The sequence below is a fragment of the Paraburkholderia sp. RL17-381-BIF-C genome (assembly GCF_046026435.1).
Lineage (GTDB): Bacteria > Pseudomonadota > Gammaproteobacteria > Burkholderiales > Burkholderiaceae > Paraburkholderia.
On sequence record NZ_JARESX010000013.1, the window covers coordinates 37,228 to 59,494 of the forward strand.

General features: G+C 64.4%; 22 protein-coding genes. 13 read left to right on the forward strand and 9 right to left on the reverse strand.

All coding sequences use genetic code 11. The features are described 5' to 3' along the window. Positions 1–9: 9 nt before the first annotated feature. The 6 genes from metH to P0D70_RS10970 all read right to left on the reverse strand — a co-directional run bounded on the left by metH (position 10) and on the right by P0D70_RS10970 (position 8,126). Positions 10–2,727, reverse strand: coding sequence for a methionine synthase (metH, locus tag P0D70_RS10945; RefSeq protein ID WP_408184484.1), 2,718 nt, complete (start codon positions 2,725–2,727; stop codon positions 10–12). Positions 2,728–2,818: 91 nt separating this feature from the next. Next, on the reverse strand, positions 2,819–3,889 hold the full coding sequence (locus P0D70_RS10950) for a homocysteine S-methyltransferase family protein (RefSeq protein ID WP_408184485.1): 1,071 nt from the start codon (positions 3,887–3,889) through the stop codon (positions 2,819–2,821). 282 nt (positions 3,890–4,171) lie between these two features. Further along, entirely contained in the window at positions 4,172–4,429 is a 258-nt protein-coding gene (locus P0D70_RS10955; RefSeq protein WP_007179533.1) for a BTH_I0359 family protein, read from the reverse strand. Positions 4,430–4,547: 118 nt separating this feature from the next. Next, entirely contained in the window at positions 4,548–5,336 is a 789-nt protein-coding gene (locus P0D70_RS10960; RefSeq protein WP_091796925.1) for an alpha/beta fold hydrolase, read from the reverse strand. 182 nt (positions 5,337–5,518) lie between these two features. Next, the gene (locus P0D70_RS10965; protein WP_408184488.1) at positions 5,519–6,895 is read right to left on the reverse strand and encodes a DUF3108 domain-containing protein; all 1,377 of its coding nucleotides are present in this window, start codon (positions 6,893–6,895) and stop codon (positions 5,519–5,521) included. 331 nt (positions 6,896–7,226) lie between these two features. After that, a complete protein-coding gene (locus P0D70_RS10970) occupies positions 7,227–8,126 on the reverse strand; it encodes an IclR family transcriptional regulator (RefSeq protein ID WP_408184489.1) in 900 nt (299 codons plus the stop codon). A 126-nt stretch (positions 8,127–8,252) separates the two neighbouring features. On the opposite strand from P0D70_RS10970, the gene P0D70_RS10975 reads away from it, so the two are divergent. From P0D70_RS10975 to rfaE2, 7 genes are all read left to right on the forward strand, one after another. Then, positions 8,253–9,236 carry a fumarylacetoacetate hydrolase family protein gene (locus P0D70_RS10975; RefSeq protein ID WP_091796919.1) on the forward strand — a complete coding sequence of 328 codons (984 nt, stop codon included), beginning with the start codon at positions 8,253–8,255 and terminating at the stop codon, positions 9,234–9,236. Positions 9,237–9,508: 272 nt separating this feature from the next. Beyond that, positions 9,509–10,741, forward strand: coding sequence for an ABC transporter substrate-binding protein (locus P0D70_RS10980; RefSeq protein ID WP_408184494.1), 1,233 nt, complete (start codon positions 9,509–9,511; stop codon positions 10,739–10,741). 134 nt (positions 10,742–10,875) lie between these two features. Further along, a complete protein-coding gene (locus P0D70_RS10985) occupies positions 10,876–11,763 on the forward strand; it encodes an enoyl-CoA hydratase/isomerase family protein (protein WP_408184499.1) in 888 nt (295 codons plus the stop codon). 82 nt (positions 11,764–11,845) lie between these two features. Next, a complete protein-coding gene (locus tag P0D70_RS10990) occupies positions 11,846–12,667 on the forward strand; it encodes a PhaM family polyhydroxyalkanoate granule multifunctional regulatory protein (protein WP_408184504.1) in 822 nt (273 codons plus the stop codon). A gap of 72 nt (positions 12,668–12,739) precedes the next feature. Then, positions 12,740–12,973, forward strand: a complete 234-nt coding sequence (locus P0D70_RS10995; RefSeq protein ID WP_408184508.1) for a hypothetical protein — start codon at positions 12,740–12,742, stop codon at positions 12,971–12,973. Between the two features lie 258 nt (positions 12,974–13,231). Beyond that, entirely contained in the window at positions 13,232–14,104 is an 873-nt protein-coding gene (locus tag P0D70_RS11000; protein WP_091796911.1) for a ferritin family protein, read from the forward strand. Positions 14,105–14,261: 157 nt separating this feature from the next. Next, on the forward strand, positions 14,262–14,744 hold the full coding sequence (gene rfaE2 / locus P0D70_RS11005; protein ID WP_408184514.1) for a D-glycero-beta-D-manno-heptose 1-phosphate adenylyltransferase: 483 nt from the start codon (positions 14,262–14,264) through the stop codon (positions 14,742–14,744). A gap of 107 nt (positions 14,745–14,851) precedes the next feature. Here rfaE2 and P0D70_RS11010 read toward each other — a convergent pair whose 3' ends face one another. From P0D70_RS11010 to P0D70_RS11020, 3 genes are all read right to left on the reverse strand, one after another. Beyond that, positions 14,852–15,091: a hypothetical protein gene (locus P0D70_RS11010; RefSeq protein ID WP_091796909.1), complete on the reverse strand. Its 240-nt coding sequence runs from the start codon at positions 15,089–15,091 to the stop codon at positions 14,852–14,854. Positions 15,092–15,165: 74 nt separating this feature from the next. Further along, positions 15,166–15,966, reverse strand: a complete 801-nt coding sequence (locus P0D70_RS11015) for a type III pantothenate kinase (protein ID WP_408184515.1) — start codon at positions 15,964–15,966, stop codon at positions 15,166–15,168. Beyond that, positions 15,963–16,880, reverse strand: coding sequence for a biotin--[acetyl-CoA-carboxylase] ligase (locus P0D70_RS11020; protein WP_408184516.1), 918 nt, complete (start codon positions 16,878–16,880; stop codon positions 15,963–15,965). The genes P0D70_RS11015 and P0D70_RS11020 overlap by 4 nt, the downstream gene beginning before the upstream one ends. Before the next feature lie 105 nt (positions 16,881–16,985). On the opposite strand from P0D70_RS11020, the gene P0D70_RS11025 reads away from it, so the two are divergent. The 6 genes from P0D70_RS11025 to P0D70_RS11050 all read left to right on the forward strand — a co-directional run bounded on the left by P0D70_RS11025 (position 16,986) and on the right by P0D70_RS11050 (position 22,267). Next, positions 16,986–18,119 carry an MlaE family ABC transporter permease gene (locus P0D70_RS11025; protein WP_408184517.1) on the forward strand — a complete coding sequence of 378 codons (1,134 nt, stop codon included), beginning with the start codon at positions 16,986–16,988 and terminating at the stop codon, positions 18,117–18,119. Beyond that, positions 18,116–18,994 (forward strand): ABC transporter ATP-binding protein, encoded by an 879-nt coding sequence (locus P0D70_RS11030; protein WP_091796902.1) that lies wholly within the window; start codon positions 18,116–18,118, stop codon positions 18,992–18,994. The genes P0D70_RS11025 and P0D70_RS11030 overlap by 4 nt, the downstream gene beginning before the upstream one ends. A gap of 16 nt (positions 18,995–19,010) precedes the next feature. Then, positions 19,011–19,973 (forward strand): MlaD family protein, encoded by a 963-nt coding sequence (locus tag P0D70_RS11035; protein ID WP_408184518.1) that lies wholly within the window; start codon positions 19,011–19,013, stop codon positions 19,971–19,973. Between the two features lie 30 nt (positions 19,974–20,003). Continuing rightward, complete coding sequence (locus P0D70_RS11040) at positions 20,004–20,630, forward strand: ABC-type transport auxiliary lipoprotein family protein (protein WP_408184519.1); 627 nt, start codon at positions 20,004–20,006, stop codon at positions 20,628–20,630. 31 nt (positions 20,631–20,661) lie between these two features. Then, positions 20,662–21,819 carry a VanZ family protein gene (locus P0D70_RS11045; RefSeq protein ID WP_408184520.1) on the forward strand — a complete coding sequence of 386 codons (1,158 nt, stop codon included), beginning with the start codon at positions 20,662–20,664 and terminating at the stop codon, positions 21,817–21,819. 124 nt (positions 21,820–21,943) lie between these two features. Continuing rightward, positions 21,944–22,267, forward strand: a complete 324-nt coding sequence (locus tag P0D70_RS11050; RefSeq protein ID WP_408184521.1) for a (2Fe-2S) ferredoxin domain-containing protein — start codon at positions 21,944–21,946, stop codon at positions 22,265–22,267.

The window sequence follows — 22,267 nt, forward strand, 5'->3', positions numbered from 1 at the left end:
GCTTCGCGCTTAGAGCAAAGGCGCCAAGGCCCGCTCCGCATCCGTCTTCGACAACGACATGCGCTTTGCGTAGTCTTCCAACTGGTCTTGCCCGATCTTGCCGACCGAGAAATAGGTGCTGTCCGGATGCGCGAGATAGAAACCGGAGACGCTTGCCGCCGGCAACATGGCGAGCGATTCGGTCACGCTCATACCGATTTCGGTGGCGTGCAGCACGTCGAACATGTCGCGCTTCACCAGGTGATCCGGGCAAGCCGGATAGCCGGGCGCCGGGCGAATGCCACGGTACTTTTCCGCGATCAGGTCGTCGTTTGCGAGGGTTTCGTCGTTCGCGTAGCCCCACAGGTCGCGCCGCACGCGTGCGTGCAGCGCTTCGGCGAAGGCTTCGGCGAAACGGTCGGCGAGTGCCTTCAGCATGATTGCGCTGTAGTCGTCGTGGTCCTTTTCGAACTGCTTTTCCTTCACGTCGACGCCCAGACCCGCCGTCACCGCGAACATGCCGATGTAGTCGGCCACGCCCGAGTCTTTCGGCGCGATGAAGTCGGCAAGCGAACGGTTCGGCCGCATCACGCCGTCCACCACCGGACGCACGCTTTGCTGGCGCAGATTGCGCCACGTGAGCGCGACTTCCGAGCGCGATTCGTCCGTGTAGATTTCGATGTCGTCGTCATTCACCGTGTTGGCCGGCAACAGCGCGATCACGCCGTTCGCCTGCAGCCAGCGGCCCTGGATCAGGCGCGCGAGCATCGACTTGCCGTCCGAGAAAACACGCCGCGCCGATTCGCCCACGATCTCGTCGTTCAGAATGGCCGGATACGGGCCGGCCAGATCCCACGTCTGGAAGAACGGACCCCAGTCGATATAGTTCGCCAGCTCGCTCAGATCGAAGTTCTTGAACACGCGGCGGCCGATGAACTTCGGCTTGACCGGCTGATAGTTCGCCCAGTCGATCCTGGTCTTGTTGGCGCGGGCTTCGGCCAGCGTGACCATGGGCTGCGCTTTCTTGTTGGCGTGCTGGTCGCGGATCCGGTCGTAATCGGACTTGAGTTCGTCGAGGTACTTGGCTGCGCCTTCGTCGGACAGCAGGCTCGACGCCACGGACACCGAGCGCGACGCGTCCGGCACGTAGACCACCGGCCCTTCGTAATGCGGCGCGATCTTCACGGCAGTGTGCACGCGCGAGGTGGTGGCGCCGCCGATCAGGAGCGGAATCTTCTTGATACGGAAGTAGTCGTCGCGTTGCATTTCCGACGCGACGTAGGCCATCTCTTCGAGGCTCGGTGTGATCAGCCCGGAGAGACCGATGATGTCGGCGCCTTCGACCTTCGCCTTGGCGAGAATGTCGTTGCACGGGACCATCACGCCCATGTTGACCACTTCGAAGTTATTGCACTGAAGCACCACCGAGACGATGTTCTTGCCGATATCGTGCACGTCGCCCTTCACCGTGGCGATGACGATCTTGCCCTTCGCGCGCACGTCGGCGCCGGCTTCAGCGAGCTGCTTCTTTTCTTCTTCGATGTACGGAATCAGATGCGCGACGGCCTGCTTCATGACGCGCGCCGACTTCACCACTTGCGGCAGGAACATCTTGCCCTGACCGAACAGGTCGCCGACGATGTTCATGCCGTCCATCAACGGCCCTTCGATCACGTTGATCGGGCGGCCGCCTTCGGCCGCGATCTTCGCGCGAACTTCCTCGGTGTCTTCGACGATGAAGTTGGTGATGCCGTGCACGAGCGCGTGCGACAGACGTTTCTCGACCGGCTGGTTGCGCCACTCGAGATTCTCTTCCTTCTTCGCGGCGCCGGTCTTGAACTTGTCGGCGATTTCGAGCAGCCGGTCGGTGCCGTCTTCACGGCGGTTCAGCACGACGTCTTCAACCCGTTCGCGCAACTCCGGATCGAGGTCGGCATACACGCCGAGCTGGCCCGCGTTGACGATGCCCATGTCCATGCCCGCCTGGATCGCATGGTAGAGGAACACGGTGTGGATCGCCTCGCGCACCGGGTCATTGCCGCGGAACGAGAACGACACGTTCGACACACCGCCGCTCACCTTGGCGTACGGCAGGTTCTGCTTGATCCAGCGCGTCGCGTTGATGAAGTCGACGGCATAGTTGTTGTGCTCTTCGATGCCGGTTGCGATCGCGAAGATGTTCGGGTCGAAGATGATGTCTTCCGGCGGAAAGCCGACTTCGTTCACCAGGAAGTCGTACGAGCGCTTGCAGATCTGCGTCTTGCGCTCGAAGGTGTCGGCCTGGCCCTGTTCGTCGAATGCCATCACCACCGCGGCCGCGCCGTAGCGGCGAATCAGATTCGCGTGGTGGCGAAACGCTTCTTCGCCTTCCTTCAGCGAGATCGAGTTGACGATCGCCTTGCCTTGCACGCACTTCAAACCCGCTTCGATCACGTCCCATTTCGACGAGTCGATCATGATCGGCACGCGCGCGATATCCGGTTCCGATGCGATCAGATTCATGAAGCGCACCATCGCCGCTTTCGAATCGAGCATCGCCTCGTCCATGTTGACGTCGATGATCTGCGCGCCGTTCTCGACCTGCTGGCGCGCGACCGCGACCGCCTCGTCGAACTGGTCGTTCAGGATCATGCGCGCAAACGCCTTCGAGCCGGTTACGTTGGTGCGTTCACCCACGTTGATGAAGAGCGTCCCGGACGTGACGTTGAACGGTTCGAGGCCGGCAAGGCGCAAGGTGTGATCGGTCATGGCGTATGTGCTCGATTGCTGCGATTAAGTGCGTCGTGTTCGATGGCGATACTGCGGGCGGGGGAGGCGGCTCAGCGAACCACCGCTCGCCTCAGGCTGCGTCGCGGTATTGCGTCGGCCATTGGCGCGGCTTCACTTCGGCCAGCGCCTGCGCAATCGCCGCAATATGGTCCGGCGTCGTACCGCAGCAGCCGCCGGCAATATTCACGAGACCAGCCTGCGCGAACTCCTTCAGCAAGCCCGAGGTATCCGCGGGCAATTCGTCGAAGCCCGTGTCGCTCATCGGATTCGGCAAGCCGGCGTTCGGATAGCACGACACATAGGTGTCGCACAGCTTGGCCAGTTCGGCGATGTACGGGCGCATCAAAGCCGCGCCCAACGCGCAGTTCAGACCGAACGTGAGCGGCTTGGCGTGACGCAGCGAATTCCAGAAGGCTTCGACCGTCTGGCCCGACAGAATGCGGCCCGACGCGTCGGTGACGGTGCCGGAGATCATGATCGGCAGACGCTCGCCGGTATCTTCGAACAGTTCATCCAACGCAAAGAGCGCAGCCTTCGCATTGAGCGTGTCGAAAATGGTCTCGACGAGGAACAGATCGGCGCCGCCGTCGAGCAACGCCTTGGCCTGCTCGTAGTAGGCCGCGCGCAGTTCGTCGAACGTCACGTTGCGCGCGCCCGGATCGTTCACGTCAGGGGAAATGCTCGCGGTCTTCGGCGTCGGTCCGATCGCGCCGGCGACGAAGCGCGGCTTGTCGGGCGTCGAATACTTGTCGCAGGCGGCTCGCGCCAGTTTCGCCGACTCGAGGTTCATCTCGATGGCGAGGTCTTCCATGCCGTAGTCCGCCTGGGCAACCGTGGTCGCGCCAAACGTGTTGGTCTCGATGATGTCCGCGCCCGCCGCCAGATATTGCTCGTGGATCTCGCTGATGATCTGCGGCTGCGTGATCGACAGCAACTCGTTGTTGCCCTTGATGTCGCGCCCGTAGTCCTTGAAGCGTTCACCGCGATAGCGGGCTTCGTCGAGCTTGTAGCGCTGGATCATCGTGCCCATCGCGCCGTCCAGGATCAGGATGCGCGACTTGAGCAGCGCGGGCAGCGCCGTGCCGCGCGTGTAGGCGGCGTCGGGACGGACTGGCGTGGCGGTTTGAGCGGGCTGGTTCATGGCGGACGAGGGCTTGCGCCGGCTTTTTCGGGAAACCTGTCATTGTAGCCGCTGCCGGACGAAACCGCCCGGCGCGGGCGGGCGGCCGCCTGCCTGTCGAGGCGTGCCGCATGCGAAAGAGCGCGAAAGCGGCGCTACAAAGAAAACGGCCCAGTCAGGCAAAAGCTGCTGGGCCGCTTCACAATTGCCGACCAACTTGTAAAAACCGTCGGGGTGCCCGGGAACGGGGCCAGACGGCGTGGTCGATGTATGTCGCCAAAAACGTAAAGCCGAACCCCTCGCTTAGTGAAGAATCACCGGTTGATGCATCAGGCTGTCGAACTGGCCGAGGAATTCGTCAACTTCATCCAGCGACGGTTCCTCTTCGATCAACTTCTGCACGTGCTCGCGAAAGCGCGCCGCCATTGCTCCGTCGATATAGATCTCGCGCTGCATGTTCTTGTCGACGATCTCATAGCCACCTGACTTCATGGCCAGAGGACCTTCCTGCGGCGGAAACTCGACGACACAATAATTGGGGCTGTTGTAGATCATTTGCATGGCGACACTCCTTATTTCCGTTGGCTCCTGGCCATTCCTGCGCCATAGGTGGAGCGTATGGTTTGGAATTCAAGGGGTGGGTCCGGATTGACGGATGTAAAAGCTCCGAACCTACCGGTTAGACCGGCCTTTCAAGAAACGTTTCAAGCAGTGCAGCAAAACGGTGAGATTGCTCGATGGGCGCAAGATGAGCGGCATCGAGCAATTCGAAACGTGCGCCTTCGATGGCGTCTGCTATCGCCTGAGTGGAAGCAGGCGGCGTGCCCGTGTCGTGGCGGCCCGCCACGGTCAATGTTGGGCATCGGATTGTTGTCAGCTTACTGCGTACGTCGAAATCGCGCAGGGCTTCGCACGCCATGGCGTAGCCTTCTGGCAACGTCTGCATCAATACGTCGCGGATCTGCTCGACCGCTTCGGGGTGCGCAGCCTGAAAATCGGCTGTCAGCCAGCGGCTCAAGGTCGCGGGCACGAGCGCGGCCATGCCCTCGCTGCGGGCCGCGGCAGCCCGCTGGTCCCAGGTGGCGCGGGCCTCCGGCAGCGTGCCGCCGCTAGTGTCGGCGATCGTCAGCGTGTCGACGCGCGTAGGATGATCCAGCGCGAATTGCTGCGCGATCATGCCGCCCATCGACATGCCGACCAGATGAGTACGAGGTGCATCGAGCGTATCGAGTAGCGCGGCGAGATCGCGTGACAGGTCTGCCACGCCAAAGGGCGCGCCGGATGCAGCGGTCTTGCCATGGCCGCGCACGTCATAGCGCAATACGGTGTAGTCGTCGCGGAAATAGCCGGCGAGCTGGTCCCAGACGGACAGATCGCCGCCGAGCTGGTGAACGAACGTCAGCCATGGGCCGCCGCCCTCGTTGCTCAACACATAGCGCGTTTCGATACCGTTGATGTTCACTTGCATGCGGGCTCCTTTAAGGGGAACGCAGTGGAAGGGTCCATTCACGCGCGCTGTCGCCCATCTGGCCCGTACGTCTTCTTTGTATACGCAGCACCGGCGCGAACGGTTGCAGCAATGTGTTGCGAGTCGACCTCGTTGTGGAAGTTTCGTCGATTTGATCGAGGCCGCGCTCGGATTGGCGGTTCTCAGGGTTTGATGATGCCAGGCGCGTTGGCGGGTTCGGTCGAATCGACTGGCGGGGCTGCTGGGGAAGGAGCGGCACCACCGGGCGAGGCGGGTGCAGAAGGTCCAGCGCCGGGTGTATCGGCCGGGGAAGTGGGTGTAGAAGGTCCAACGCCGGTTATAGCTGCCGGTGAAGCGGGGGTAGATGGCCCGGTCGAATTGTCAGAGGAAGCCGTGCTCGTTGCGCCATTGCTGTCGGGCGAGCCGTCGGCGTTGCCGGCATTGAGCTTGCCGCGCCATACCAGTTCGAACTGCGTGCCGTTCGGTTCCGTCTGGACAATACGCGCGGGCAGCCAGCCGAGCGACGGCGCGAGCCACACGTCGATGCGGCGTAGATCGCCGTCATGGCGGGGCAGGCGCTTGAAATGGCGCGTGTCGAGGAAGCCTTGGTCCGTGCGGATGGTTTCGTCGCCAATCGTTTCGACCGGCCAATTTTCGCCGCTATCGTTGTCGACCACGAAGAACTGCCGCGTCACGCCCGGTTTGTAAGCGGCGGGATCGCCGCGCACGAGGCTGGCGAGTTGCATCACCATGCTGAAACGGTCCTGCGCGCCATCGGGCAACGGTAGCGCGGCCGGGGTGCGCGTGAAGGCGATCTTCTTGTCCGTGCGATTGAAGATCGCGACGTCTTCAGCCCGGCGGCCGCGCTTTTCGATGTACTGGTCCGGCGCGAGGCCGAATGCATCGATGCGGCCATGACTCGAATACACGAAAGTGCCGACGAAAGGCAATGGCACCGAGACGACCATTTCGTAGCTTTGCGCGGTGCTCGTCCAATGGATCGTGCCGGGTTGGTTGCGCACGCCGTTGTAGAACGTGTCGTACTGCAGTTCGCCGGATGGCGGGACCGAGAATTTCACGCCTGGCGACGCTTGCGGCGCACTCGCGGCAGCGGTGGCACTGGCCGCGCCGGCGGCGCTCGCGGCAGCATTCGGAGTCGCGTTGGCGCCTGCTGCATCTGGTGCACTCGCCGCCGCGTTCGATGCCGCGGCAGGCGCAACCGGCGCCGCTTGCTTCGCCGGTTGCAGCGCCGTCAACACATGTTCGCGCGGCTTGCGCGCCGGTGCCCGCCGCGCGGGCGCTGGTTCAGGCGTGGAGGTCGCGGCGGCGGCCGGTTGACGTTCGATCCGTTCGGGCGTCAGCAAAGCGACCTGCACGGGCACATGCTCGTTGTCCGAAGGATTCAGCGTCGCGCGATTGCGCTCGACCCATTGCGCGGCAATCCAGTGCAAAACGGCCACGATCAGCAACACCGCGATCCAGCGCCCCGCGCGCATACCGGTGCGCGGCCCGCTGGGCGGGGTGCGATCGGAACGGCGGGCTGCGGGAGCTGAGGACATCGGCAAGTGAACGTGTTCGGAAGGAAAGCGTCGGGATTGACGGCCAGGGTGTATGGGCTGCGGCTATGGGGAAAAGTCGGGCGCAAGCTCATCTGAAAGCGGCGAGGCCGGCCGCGAACCAATTCGACTGCACGGCTGCGAGCGATGTTCCGCGCTCATGCGATACGCACGGTCCAACGCGCAGTGAACGGACGATCAACGCGCAGTCAACGCACAGTCAACGCACAGTCAACGCACCGAGCAACGCATACAACACATGCAACGCCGAGCGGTCCGCTCACCAGGTTTTCTGTTTCCGAGCCGACGATTGCGCCGCACCTCGCGTACGGCATCATGCCTTTTCGTCACGCGGCGCCGCACTATACCCCAGCTCATACGAGAGCTTTTGCGCGCACTCGCGCAGCGCCGTGTCGATTTCTCCGCCCCAGCGAATATCCAACGCGCCCTCATGACCGAGCGCGACGAGGCCGAGCGCGAGTTCGCCGGTCGAGTCGAATACGGGCATCGAGAACGCGTGGATGGTGGGCAGCAACATGCCTTCCACGCGCGCCGCCTGGTGCTCGCGCACTTGCGCGAGCACCTGCTCGACTTCGTCTCGCGTGCGCGGGCCACCTATATGTGACGAGCGCCGCGAATCGGCCAGCTCACGTTCGAGCATCGCGGCGGTCTTGCTCGATGGCAGATATGCCGCGAACAGCAAGCCGGTGGCGGAACTGAGCAGCGGCATCACATCGCCGAGTTTCAGCGACGCCTTTGCCGGATAGCTCGATTCCATCCAGTGCACCATGGTCGGCCCCTGATTGCCCCATACCGCGATGCCGACCGTGAGATCGAGCCGGTCGCGCAATTCGGACAGCGCGATGCGCGCGAGCTTCACACCGTCCACGCGGGCGAGCCGCGCGAGTCCCAATTGCAGCGCAAAACCGCCCAGTTCGTAACGGCCCGACAAAGGATCTTGCGACACCACGCCGAGGCGCAGAAAACTCACCAGGTAACGATGCGCCTTTGCCGGGCTCATGCCGGCACGCTGGGCGAGATCGCGCAGCATCATGGCGCGCGGTTCGTGAGTCAGGACATCGAGCAATCTGAAGCCGACTTCGATCGACTGGATGCCCGAGCGCAGTTTTTCCTCGCCGCTGTCGGCGCTTTCGTCTTCGGATTCGGGCGTGTCGAGCGGTTCGGCGGAGTCGGCGTCGGTGCGGATCGCGCCGGAGCGGGCAATAGGAGGCATGAGCGAGGCGCACGAAGCGCATTCAAAGGTGATACACGGGTGAGGCGGACGCGGGCATTTGGGCTGCGCCGATTCACCATCGTAGAATAGATTCCTTCTATCGTCACTAACACGGTTCACTCATCTATGAAACTTGCCACGCTGAAGGACGGCACGCGCGACGGCCAGCTGATCGTCGTGTCCCGCGACCTGCACACCGCGGCCGTCGCCGACGCAATCGCGCCCACGTTGCAGCGCGTGCTCGACGACTGGGCCTTCTATGCGCCGCAACTGCACGATCTGTATGACGCGCTCAATCAGGGCCGCGCGCGCAACACCTTCGCTTTCGACGCGAGGGAATGCATGGCGCCGCTGCCGCGCGCGTTCCAGTGGGCCGACGGCTCGTCGTATGTGAACCATGTCGAACTGGTGCGGCGAGCGCGCGGCGCGGAAATGCCGCCGGAGTTCTGGACCGACCCGCTGATGTATCAGGGCGGCAGCGACGACTTCATCGGACCGAAGGATGACGTGCTGTGCGCATCTGAGGCATTCGGTATCGACTTCGAGGCGGAAGTCGCCGTGATCACCACCGACGTGCCGATGGGCGCCACGCCCGATCAGGCGCTCAGGAGCGTGCGTCTGATCACGCTCGTCAACGACGTCTCGCTGCGCAACCTGATTCCCGCCGAACTGGCGAAGGGCTTCGGCTTTTTCCAGAGCAAACCGGCCACGTCGTTCGCGCCGGTCGCGGTGACGCCCGACGAACTCGGCGAACACTGGCGCGAAGGCCGCGTGCACCGGCCGATGATCGTCCACTGGAACGGCAAGAAAGTCGGTCAGCCGGACGCCGGCACCGACATGGTGTTCCACTTCGGCCAGTTGATCGCGCACGCGGCGAAGACGCGCAACCTGCGCGCGGGCGCGATCGTGGGCTCGGGCACGGTATCGAACAAGGACGCCAAGCGCGGCTATTGCTGTATCGCCGAGAAGCGCTGCCTCGAAACGATCGAGCACGGTGCGCCGCAAACCGAGTTCATGAAGTACGGCGACACGGTGAAGATCGAAATGTTCGATGAAGCGGGCAAGTCGATCTTCGGTTCGATCGACCAGGGCATCGCGCCGCTGGATTGATGCATCGCTTGCGTGCCGGGCGCAACAGTCCGGCCGCTCCGGCGCGCGTCGCGCCGGATGCGAAAGGGTTTAGCCCGATGCCGCGGCCGGTGCGCGCGGCTACACTGACTGGCGCGGCGGCGCGGCGGCGCGGCGGCGCGGCCCGGGGCGGGCTGGCAGTGGGGACATCGCATGAACGCCGTGACGCAGAACAGCGCGTGAACGACACGTGAGCCGGGCACGAGCAAGTCCATCGGCAGCACATCAAAAACGAAAAACCGTGAGGAGACAGCATGCCGCAAATCGAAACCCTTGAACCTGGAAGCCGGCGCGCTCGCGCATCGAGCCTGCGCGTGAATCGTTCGCATAAGCGGCTCGCGCGTCGTGCCCTTGCATTGTGCGCGGCAGTTGCCGGCGTATTGCCCGGCATTGCGCTGGCGCAGGTGAAAATCGGCCTCGTGCTGTCGCTGACCGGGCCGGCCGCGTCGCTCGGCATTCCCGCACGCGATACGGTTGCGTTGCTGCCCAAGCAGATCGGCGGTCAGAGCGTCGAATACATCGTGCTCGACGACGCGTCCGATACCACCCAGGCCGTGCAGGACACCAAGAAGCTGATCTCCGAAAATCACGTCGATGCGATCATCGGCTCGTCGATCACGCCGAATTCGCTGGCGATGATCGACGTGGTCGCCGAAGGTGAAACACCGATGATCTCGCTGGCGTCGTCGGCGAAGATCATCGAGCCGGTGGACGCGAAACGCCACTGGGTCTTCAAGACGCCACAAACGGACGCGATGATGGCGTCGGCGATTGCCGAACATGCCAGCCTGCACGGCGTTAAAACCATTGCGTTCATCGGCCAGGCCGACGCGCTCGGCGAAACCTTCTACACCGAGGTCGCGAAGTTCGCGCAACTGCATCACATCAGTATGGTGGCGAGCGAGCGCTTCAATCGCACCGATCCGAGCGTGACCGGCCAGGTCCTCAAGATTCTGGCGACGCATCCCGATGCCGTGGTGGTCGGCGCGGCCGGCACGCCCGCCGCGTTGCCGCCGAAGACGCTGCGGGAACGCGGTTACAAAGGGCTGATCTATCACAATCACGGGGTCGGCAATAACGACTTCCTGCGCGTGTGCGGCGCGGATTGCAACGGCACCTTCCTGCCCGCGAGTCCGGTGCTGGTCGCCGCGCAATTGCCGGCGGATCATCCGGCCAAGCGCCTCGCGCTCGACTACATCGCGCGCTTCGAAGCCGTGCGCGGCACGGGCAGCGTGTCGGCGTTCGGCTCGTACACATGGGACGCGGGCATGCTGCTCGGTCAGGCTGTACCGGTCGCGCTGAAAAGCGGCGCGCCGGGCTCGCCGGAATTTCGCCGTGCACTGCGCAATGCGCTCGAAGCGACGCGCGGTCTCGCGGATACCAACGGCGTCGTCAACATGAGCGCCACCGATCACCTCGGGCTCGATCAACGGGCGCGTGTGATGGTCGAGATCAAGAATGGGAAGTGGGTTTATCAGCCGCGCTGAACGAGCGGCGCATGCGCCACTCAGTAAAACGCTGGGCCGTTTCATGTTTTTCGCGCCGCTTGCACGTGCGGTGGCGGCGCGCTCAATGAACGCGGCCCGGTTCAACAGATACACCGATATACGGATTGCTCATCATGTCTCAGGCACCACACCGTAACGACGCGTTTTACGCGCACTATCAGTCGCTCCAGTTGCATCGCCATGCGCACGGCGTGCTCGAAGTCGTGATGAGCGGCGAGGGCGCCAACAAGAGCGGACTCGCCACCGCCAACGCGCGCATGCACTTCGAACTCGCCGAGATCTGGCGCGACATCGACCGCGATCCCGATACGCGTGTGGCGATCATTCGCGGTGAGGGCAAGGGATTTTCGGCCGGCGGCGACCTGCAACTCGTCGAAGACATGGCAACCGATTTCGACGTGCGCGCGCGCGTGTGGCGCGAGGCGCGCGATCTGGTCTACAACGTGATCAATTGCAGCAAGCCGGTCGTTTCCGCCATGCACGGGCCGGCGGTGGGCGCGGGGCTCGTGGCGGGCCTGCTCGCCGACATCTCGATCGCGGCGAAGACGGCGCGCATTATCGACGGCCACACGCGTCTGGGCGTGGCCGCGGGCGATCACGCGGCGATCGTGTGGCCGCTCCTGTGCGGCATGGCGAAAGCCAAGTATTACCTGATGCTATGCGAACCGGTGAGCGGCGAAGAGGCGGAGCGTATTGGCCTCGTGTCGCTTGCCGTCGACGAAAACGAACTGCTGCCGAAGGCTTTCGAGGTTGCGCAGAAGCTTGCCAACGGCTCGCAAACGGCGATTCGCTGGACCAAATACGCGTTGAACAACTGGCTGCGCTCGGCAGGGCCCGCGTTCGATACGTCGCTCGCGCTGGAATTCATGGGCTTTGCCGGGCCGGATGTGCGCGAAGGCGTGAACTCGCTGCGCGAGCGGCGCGCGCCGGATTTCGGCGGCGCCGACCCGTGGCGCGGGAAATCGTCGGGAGGCAACGCGGCGGACGGCGAGCGCTCGTGACGCCACTGTCCGCGCGGTATGATCGAATCAGACGCGCGCGGCACGGCGCCCCTTCCTTTCTTTATGCAGCGAGGCGACAAGCATGACTGACACTCCTGGCTCCACGCCGCCCTTTCCCGGCTTTCCTGGATTTCCGCCCGCTGAAATGCTCGAGCGCATGTGGGGCATGATGCGCATGTCGCCGTTCGGCTCGGCTTTCTCCGGCGCGCAACCGGGCGGCAGCCTCGGTCCCTCGCTCTCCATGATGTCGGACATGATGGCACCGCTCACGAATGTCGAGGAACTCGACAAGCGCATCACCGACATGCGCGCGGTCGAGCAATGGCTCAAGCTGAATCTGAACATGTTGCAGTCCGCGATTCAGGCGCTCGAAGTGCAGCGCGCGACGCTCGCGACGCTGCGCGCGTTCGGCGCCTTCGCGCAGTCGTCGATGACGCAGCCCGCGGCGGCCTCCGCCGCGCCGAGTCCCACAGCGCCGACGGGCTGGCCGCATCCGGCCGCACCGGCGCCCACCCCGGCACCGGCTGCTTCGGCGAGCGCCGGTTCGTCGGCCGAAGAGCCCTCCGGCGACGAAGAGCAAACGCCGGCAGCGCCGCCCTTCGACGCGTCCGCGTGGTGGAATCTGCTGCAATCCCAGTTCAACCAGATCGCCCAGTTCGCGATGACGCAGCCGGCGGCCGCGGCTGGCAGCGCGGCAACCGATTCCGCGCCAGGCGAAGAGGCGGCGTCGGCATCCGGCGCTGAACCGGCGAGCGACGCGCCGCCGCCCCCCGCGCAGGAAGCGGAGCACGCGGCTACGCGGCCGGCGGCGAAGCGGGCGCCGACGTCGGCCAAGCGCACGAGTGGTACGAGCACCACAAGTGGTGCGAGCGCCAGCCCGAGAACCACGAAAAAGTCTATCTAACAGAAGGAATGAAACGCGGCGGCGCGAGTCCGAGCCCTGGCGCTGCCCGAAACGGCGAATTCGCCGTCTGTCATGGATTTGACGCCGATCTTCGACACACTCCGCGAATCTCGCAATGGGTTGCGCGAGATCAGCCAGGCACCGGAATTGCGTCTGTTGCAGTGCGGGTTGCGTCAGGTCAGCGTGCTATCATTGTGTAAGCTTTTTTATGTGGCTTTTGGGCGTGCGCTGAATACAACCAATCCAACCGCCCTTGCTGCATTGCCGCCGGTATCCCCGGCGCAGGGCTGGACGGTGCGGCCTTGATCGCAGACTGGCTCGACCTCAGGCACGGGTATCCCTCACCCACGGTTGGCCGCGCAGCGCATAACCTAAGGTTAGGCGTAGGCGCAAAACGCCAGGACTTCTTTGCCGCCAGGTGCATCTGGGCGGCCGATTACCGCGTAAAATTGAATGCTTGGCCGGCAAACGGCGCGCACCCGGTGCGATCCGTTCGTCGTGAGCAAAAGTGCTACACGTAGTAGTAACAGACACAGACAGTATGCGCAGAACAGGGGTGGGACTATGAACACCATGCTTTATCCGGAACTTTATAAATCGCTCGAATCCGTTCGATGGGACATGGAGAAAGACATTCCCTGGGACAAGTTCGATGCATCGCTATTGACCGACGAGCAGGCGGCGACGATCAAGATGAACGCGATCACCGAATGGTCGGCGTTGCCCGCCACGGAAATGTTTCTGCGTGATAACCATCACGACAGCGATTTCTCCGCGTTCATGAGCGTGTGGTTCTTCGAAGAACAGAAGCATTCGCTGGTGCTGATGGAATATCTGCGCCGCTTCAAGCCGGAAATGTGCCCGACCGAAGAAGAGCTGCACGCGGTGCGCTTCGAATTCGATCCGGCGCCGCCGCTCGAAACGCTCATGCTGCACTTCTGCGGCGAAATCCGCCTGAATCACTGGTATCGCCGTGCCGCCGAATGGCACACCGAGCCGGTCATCAAGCACATCTACGAAACGATCTCGCGCGACGAAGCGCGTCATGGCGGCGCATATCTGCGCTACATGAAGAAGGCCATGTCGCAAACCGGCGACATCGCGCGCGCTGCGTTTGCGAAGATCGGCGTGCTGATGGCATCGGCTCGCCGCACGGAAAAGCCGCTGCACCCCACCAACCTGCACGTGAACCAGGCGCTGTTCCCGCGCGACACGATTCAATCGCGTCTGCCGGATCCGGAATGGCTCGAACGCTGGCTCGACGAGCAGATCCGTTTCGACGACAGCTGGGAAAAGAAGGTGGTGGAGCGCATTCTGCACAACCTGTCGATTCTGTTCGAGCGCACGTTCAACACGGCGCAGGAACTGAACCGCTACCGCAAGGAAGTGGTGCTGCGTCTGCAGGCCGAGCAGAAGTCGGCCGAACAGCCGGCTTGATGGTCGAAAGCGCCTGACTCCGGTTTGCGGCGCGCGCCGCGAACCGGCTCGAGGGCTTCAGGAAGGGCCTGGCACGCGCGAGCTTGCCGGGCCTTTTTGCTTCATGCCGTTCACCGTGTATCGTGACGGCACTTCCTTGTCTCTTTCCGACTCCTTCATGGCTGCCATTTTTGAACGCAAGATCCTGACGCGCGATGCTCTGGCGACGCTGCGTCCTTCGCTGAGCGCGCCAGTTGTGTTTACCAACGGTGTGTTCGATATCCTGCATCGCGGGCATGTCACTTATCTCGCGGACGCCAAGGCTTTGGGCGCCTGCCTGATTGTCGGCGTGAATAGCGATGCATCGGTTCGCATGCTCGGTAAAGGCGACGACCGGCCCATCAATAACGAGGCGGACCGCATGGCGTTGCTGGCAGCGCTGGAGAGCGTCGACTACGTGGTGTGCTTCGGCGAGCAAACGCCCGTGGAGTTGATTTCGGCGCTTCGGCCGGATGTGCTCGTCAAGGGCGGCGACTACGACATGGACACGTTGCCCGAGTCGGCCATTGTGCGAGGCTGGGGCGGCAAGGCGTTGGCGATTCCCTTCGAGCATGACCGCTCGACCACCGCGTTGCTGAAGAAAGTCCGTACTCAGGGCTAATGGCTGAGTGGCGCTCAATGGCGCTTAATGGTGCCGCGGTAAAGTTGCCGTGTCGAACTGGCTCCTTGCGTTTCGAATCTTGACGGCCGAACGCGTAACTGCCCGCGTTACTGCGACAGCGCGGAGGCCGCGATCGGCGCCGCCGGTGCCGGTCCGCCCACCACTGCCTGATCGGCGGCCTCGGCTGCCGTGACCGGCTTCACCTTCAACCATTCCGGATGAACCTGGCGGTTCAGATGGTTGGGCTCGCGTCCGCCGGCTGTGGGCGTCGGGCCAAATACGCCGCGCACCGCGACGAATGCCAGCATGTTGGCAAGAAACAATATGGCGATCAGCCAGCGCAGCATTGTTGGTTTTCCCCGTCCAGAAGTTGAGCCGCCGTTATCCGCGGTTATCCATATCGCCGCGATCAGGCCGCGCGTTAAGCTGCGCGCTCGGCAGCGATCAGCGCAAGACCGGACAGCACGAGCGAATCGTGGCGAGTATGCGGCACTTTCAGTGCACTCGCCACTTCGTCCACAGCGCCGCCGCTGACTACGAGCCGTACCGGCACCCGCCACTCTTCCTGCAGATCACGCCACATCCGCTCGATCAACCCCGCTTGCGCCAACGTGCAGCCGGCGGACAACGAGCGCGGCGTGTCGGTTGCGAAGAACGGACCACGGCGTACTGCGTCGGCCGAACTGCCGTCGAGCAGGCCGCGGGCCGCATTGGCGTCGAGCGTCGGCAGTTGCGCCGTGTGCTCGCCGAGCGAGCGCATCATCAAAGTCCAGCCCGGCGCGATCAGACCGCCGACAAAGCAGCCGTCCGCACGCAATGCCTCGAGCGTAGTGGCCGTGCCGAACGTCGCGATCAGGAGATGTTCACCGGGAAACGCCGCGTGCGCGCCGATCATGCCGGCCCAGCGGTCGCTGCCGAGCGTATGCGGCGCGGTGTAGCTGTTGGTCACGCCGCATTGCTCTGGGCACGCGCGGATCGTGGTGAGCGGCAAGTGTGGCCAGTGCGCGTCGAGCAACGCGGCAATCCGCTGCGCGACGCCTTCACCCGCCACATTCGACAACCATGCGCCGCCGGGCGTGGGCAAGTTCGACCAGTCCGGCTGATCCTCGCCGCCGTGCCCCAGCGCGCCGCCCGCAATCTGCGAACCGCCCGTCTGCACCAGCGCCCACTTGATGCGGCTATTGCCGGCGTCGATCAACAGATCAGGCTTGCCGCGCGTCATGCAGCACCGTCGGCCAGACGCAGCGAGATGTCGCCGGTCGCGACGATCTGGCGGCCGGTCGCGGTATCGAGCAGCAACTGACCGCGCTCGTCGACGGCCGCCGCCACGCCGCGCATCTGTTCCTCGCCTTGTTCCAGCAACACGACTTCGCGGCCTGCGTAAGCGTGCACCGCGTTCCAGCGCGCCTGGAACGGCGCGAAGCCTTCAGCGCCGAAGCGCTGCAAAGCCGGTTCGAGTGCATTCAGTTCGGCGGCGAGCGTATCGGTGAGGTTGGCGTTGGGGAGCGCGCGCTGCAATGCGGTCGGAACGGTGCCGCGCGCCTGCGGCGGCGCACTGGCGTTCAGCGCACCGACTTTGGCGGCGAGTTCGTCCGCGCCCTTCACGTTGGTGCCGATGCCGATCACCACCGCGCTGGCTTTATCCGTGCTCCACGCGGTTTCGATCAGGATGCCGGCCAGCTTGTCGCCTTCGAGCAGGACGTCGTTCGGCCACTTCAGCGCGATCTGGCCGGGACCCGCGACCGGCAGCGAGCGCAGCCCGTCGACCAGCGCCACGCCCACGGCGAGACTCAGGCCCGCGAGTCCTTCGAGCGGGCGCGGCAGCACGCAGGCCACCGAAAATAGCAGCGCATTGCCCGGCTCCGCGTACCACGGACGGCCGCGGCGGCCACGCCCGGCCGTCTGCAGATACGCGACCCGCACGATCGGCCGCGGCAATGCGCCGGCCTTGCGCGGCAACGCTTTGACGCGGGCCATCAAATCGGCGTTGGTCGAGCCGGTTTCCTCGACGATCTCGATCGGCCAATCGTTCGCCTGCGGGCCGAACAGGGCGACGGCGCGCTCGCGGTCGATGCGCCAATCGGTTGGGTGCGCGGCTGCGGCGGCGGCCTGCGGGGGAGTCTTGGAAGCGTTCATGACTCATATTGTAGCGACAGCGAACGCGCTCAGCCCACGTGGACGGTCCTTCTGCCGCGCCTTCGTTACAATGGCCCCTAAACCGATAACCAGATTCAGCGATCCTTGAACTACGACACTCCGCCCGGCCTCGAAGTCGCGGCAGGCAGCCAAGGCAAGATCGTCCGGCTCTCGGGCCAGTGGACGGCGCTCGCGCTCGCCCGCGACCGGGCCACCGGGCACGTGATTCCGCTGCTGCGTTCACTGGTCGGCACCGAAGGTATCGGCCACTGGGACCTGTCGCGCATCGACCGGATGGACCACGTCGGCGGCCAGGCCCTGTGGCGCGTGTGGGGGCACAAGATGCCGGCGGATACCACGCTCACCGACACGCAGCGCGACATTTTCGAGCGCATCGCGCTGCTCGACACCGTGCGCGAGACAGCCGAGCCGGTGATCAAACTCGATCCGTTCACGCGGCTGGGACTCGCGATCTTCTCGTTCTTCGAGCATCTGTATGGCGGCGTGGCCATGCTCGGGCGCGTCGTGCTCGATCTGATAGAGATCGTGCGCAAGCCGAAAATCACGCCGTGGACCGAGATCTCCGCGAATATCTATAACGCTGGCACCAAGGCCTTGCCGATCACGGCGCTGGTCGCGTTCCTGATCGGTATCGTGCTGAGCTATCTGTCGGCGCAGCAACTGCGGCTTTTTGGCGCGAACCAGTACATCGTCAATATTCTCGGCCTCTCGGTGATTCGCGAACTCGGGCCGGTGCTTTCGGCGATTCTGGTGGCGGGCCGCTCGGGTTCGGCCATCACTGCGCAGATCGGCGTAATGCGCGTGACCGAGGAACTCGACGCCATGCGCGTGATGGGCATTCCGCACGGCCTGCGGCTTATCCTGCCGCGCGTGCTTGCGCTCGGCGTGGCCATGCCGCTGCTCGTCATGTGGACCAACATCATTGCGCTGACCGGCGGCGCACTGGCCGCCAAGATCGTGCTCGGCATCGACATGAGCTACTTCGCGCGGGCGTTGCCGGGCGTCGTGCCGGTTGCGAATCTGTGGATCGGGCTCGGCAAGGGCGTGGTGTTCGGTATGCTGATCGCGATCGTCGGCTGTCACTTCGGTTTCCGTATCAAGGCCAATTCGCAAAGTCTCGGCGAAGGCACGACGACCTCGGTGGTGACCTCGATCACGATCGTGATTCTCGCGGACGCCGTGTTCGCGATCCTCTTCCAGAACGTGGGGCTCGGATGATCGCGCCACTCACTCAGGCCGTGCGTGGCCAACCCGTCCCCTCGATCGCCGAGCCGGTGATCGAAGTGATCGACGTGACCAAGCGCTACGGCCGCAACATCGTGCACCAGCATCTGAATCTGGACGTGCGGCGCGGCGAGATCATGGCGATCGTCGGCGGCTCGGGTTCCGGCAAGACCACGCTGGTGCGGCAGATTCTCGGTCTCGAGCGTCCGTCGTCCGGCACCATCAAGCTGTTCGGCGAGAATCTCGCAACCATTTCGCCGGAAACCGCGCTGCTCATGCGCAGCCGCTCCGGCATGCTGTTCCAGCGCGGCGCGCTGTTTTCGTCGCTCTCGGTGTTCGACAACATCGCGCAGCCGGTGCGCGAACTCGGCCAGGTGCCCGAAGATCTGTTGCGCGACATCGTGATGCTCAAGCTCGAGATGGTCGGCCTGCCGTGCAAGCATGCGTCGAAAATGCCGTCGGCGCTGTCGGGCGGCATGATCAAACGGGTGGGCATTGCCCGGGCTATCGCGCTCGAACCCGAACTGCTGTTTCTCGACGAGCCGACGGCCGGACTCGATCCGCAGGCGTCCGATGAATTCGTCGAGCTGATTTCCGCGCTGCACCGCGCGCTCGGCCTGACGGTGGTGATGGTTACGCACGATCTCGACACGATGATCGCGCTGTCCACCCGCGTCGCCGTGCTGGCGGATCGCAAGGTGCTGGTCGCCGCGCCGGTCGAAGAGGCGGCGGCGGTCGATCATCCTTTTATCCGCGAGTATTTCCTCGGCTTGCGCGGGCGGCGCGCATTGCAGGCGTTGCCGCCGGAGCGCCGCGCGAAGCTGCCGCGCGCCGCGCTCGAGCCGGCGTCGTCCGAATTGCCGCTGTGAACCAGGGAACCTGACAATGGAAAACAAATCACATGCCTTCTGGGCCGGGCTCTTCACGATCGTTTTGCTGGCGGCAGTCGCGGTGGCGGCTTTTTTGTTCAACGTCGACCGTTCCGTGCGGGTGCCGTACGATCTGATTGCGCGCACCAACGTCACGGGCTTGTTTACCGACGCTGCGGTGCGCTATCGCGGGCTCGACGTCGGCAAGGTGCAGTCGATCAAATTCGATCCGGATCATCCAGGGCAGATTCTGATCCGTATTCTCGTGGACACGCACGCGCCGATTACGCATTCGACATTCGGCAGCCTGGGTTTCCAGGGCGTGACCGGTATCGCCTTCATCCAGCTGGATGACAACGGGCGCGATCCGACGCCACTGCCGTCTTCGGCCAAACAGGTGGCGCAGTTGCCCATGCGCCCCGGCTTGCTCGATCAACTGCAGCAACGCGGCGACGTGCTGCTGCGTAAACTCGAAAAAGTCGCAAACGACGTCGACAATCTGTTGTCGCCGGAAATGGCCGCGCAGTTGCAAGGCACGGCGGCGAGCCTTCAGAAGGCTGCGGACGGCGTCGCCACGCTGACCCAGCAGATCGCGCCGGCCGCCGGCAAGTTGCCCGGCACGCTGGATCAGTTGGACCGCACGCTGGCGTCGACCAATCAGTTGATCACCGGGCTGAACCGCCCGAACGGTCCGTTCGAGACCAACCTGAACAAGGTCGGCACGGCCGCGCAACAGGCGGGTGATGCGCTGACGTCGATGAACGGCTCGTTGCAGGAACTGTCGGCGCGGGTCGGCTACGACACCTTGCCGCGCGTCAATTCGCTCGCTGAAGACGTGCGCTCCGCCGCCCGCTCGGTGGATCGCGCAGCCGATACGTTCAGCACCAGTCCGCGCAGTGTGCTGTTCGGCGCGCCTGGTGTGGCGCCAGGCCCTGGCGAAGCAGGATTCCAGTGGCCTGCCGCTCGCGCCGCCAAATGATTTTGAAGGTTTGAAGAAAGGAAGATTGTCATGTCACGCTCGATTCACCGATTGTTCTCCTCGAGCGCCGCGCTAGCGGTGTTGCTCGCATTCGGCGTGCTGGCCGCGGGCTGCGCCGGTAACCCCGCGGCGCTCTCGGACATTCGCTACGACTTCGGGCCGCCGGCTCCGGCGGCGTCCGCGGGTACGTCACCGGCTGTGAAGGTGCTCGACGTCAGCGCACCGGACGTGCTCGAATCGGACAAGCTGGTTTACCGTCTTAGCTTCGCCGACGCACAGCAGACCGCTGCTTACGCGAACAGCCACTGGACCATGATGCCTTCGCAGTTGCTGACGCAGCGTCTGCGTGGCGCGCTCAGCTCGCGCGGCACCGTGCTGACGGGCGCCGACGGCGTGTCCGCGCCGGTGTTGAAGGTCGATCTGAGCGAGTTCGAACAGGTTTTCGACAGCCAGTCCGAAAGTCACGCCGCGGTTACCGCGCGCGCCACGCTGATTCAGAGCGGCAAGGTGATCGGTCAGCGCACCTTTATCGCGCGCGCGCCGTCCAGGTCGGCGGACGCCGCCGGCGGTGCGCAGGCGCTCGCCAGCGCCAGCGACGATCTGGTCGCGCAGATTGGCGCGTGGCTCGGCGTGCAGGCGCTGGTCGCCGCGCAATGACCGGCTCGCAGCGCACGCAACGGAGCGCTGCATGAGCGAACGGTCCTGGCTGCGCCGTCCGTCGGCGCTCGCCCGGCAAGCGCTGGTGCTGTATGCCGCGTTGATCGTCTACGGTTCGTGGTATCCGTTTTCGGGCTGGCGTTCGCTCGGCCTCGGTCCGTTTGCTTTCCTGTCCGATCCCATGCCGCAGTACCTGACGGCGTTCGACGTCGTCACCAATGTGCTCGGCTATATGCCGTTCGGCGCGCTGGTGGTGCTTGCGCTCTATCCGCGCTGGCGCGGCACGCTGGCAGTCGCGCTCGCCTTCGTGCTCGGCGGGCTGCTGTCAGGCGCGATGGAAGCCGTGCAAACTTATCTGCCGACGCGTGTCGCCTCCAACCTCGATCTCGCCGCCAATGCGCTCGGCGCGCTGCTCGGCGCGGCCATCATGTCGCCGGCCACGGGCGCGCTGCTCGACCGCGGTTTGCTGCGGCGCTTGCGGCTCGTGTGGTTCGAGCGCGATCGCGCCGCGCTCGCGTGTCTGGTCGCGGCGTGGCCGTTCGCGACGATGTACCCGGCGCCACGCCTGTTCGGTCTCGGCAACTGGCCGCGCGCGCTCTGGCTGCGTTTCGATTCGACCACCCAGGATGCGTTGCTCTCGTGGACGCCGCCGGGCTGGCACGTTGGCGCCTGGCCGGCCGTCGTCGCCGCCTGGATGCCCGACGACGTGTGGGAAGCGGTGATCACCACGCTCAACCTGTTCGCGGCGCTCGCGCTGGCGTCGTTGCCGGTGCGTCGGCATGCGCCGCGCGTGCGTTTGTTGCTCCTGTTCATTTTCATGACCTTGTGCGTGAAGGTCGGCGCGACGTTTTTGCAGTCGCAGTCCGGTCTCGCGTTCGACTGGGCCACGCCCGGCGCGCTCGCGGGGCTCGTGTGCGGCGCCGCGGCCGCACTGTGCGCGCTGCGACTGCGGCGCCGGTCCCGCGCGATGCTGGCAGGTGTCGCGCTGACGGTCGCGCTGGTGTTCGTCAATCTGTTGCCCGTGAATCCTTATTTCGATGCCGTGCTCGCCGACTGGCGGCAAGGGCGCTATCTGCACTTCAACGGTCTGGCGCACTGGCTCGCATGGATCTGGCCGTACGCGGCGCTGGTGTGGCTGGCGTATGTGGTCGAGCAGGCGTGGCTCAGGCGGCGCGTGAAGCACGCATAAAGCCCGAGCGAAGCGCAGCCGGCATCGGCGGCCGCCGGTCCCGCTCGTTATAATCGTTCGCACAACAGGCGCGCCGTCGTGCATTCAGCGCCATTCCCACCCTGGCAGTTTCGCCCCGGACATCATGGACTCCTTCTACAAGTACCACGTCTTCTTCTGTCTCAATCAGCGCGAGCCCGGCGCCGAGCGCCCGAGCTGCGCGAACTGCAACGCGCAGGAGATGCAGGAATATGCGAAAAAACGCGTGAAGAAACTCGGTCTCGCAGGTCCGGGTCAGGTACGCATCAACAAGGCCGGTTGCCTCGACCGCTGCGAGCTCGGCCCAACGCTCGTCGTGTATCCGGAAGGCGTCTGGTACACGTATGTCGACGAGAGCGACATCGACGAAATCGTCGACTCGCATCTCGTGAACGGCAAGATTGTCGAGCGTCTGAAAATCGATCAATAA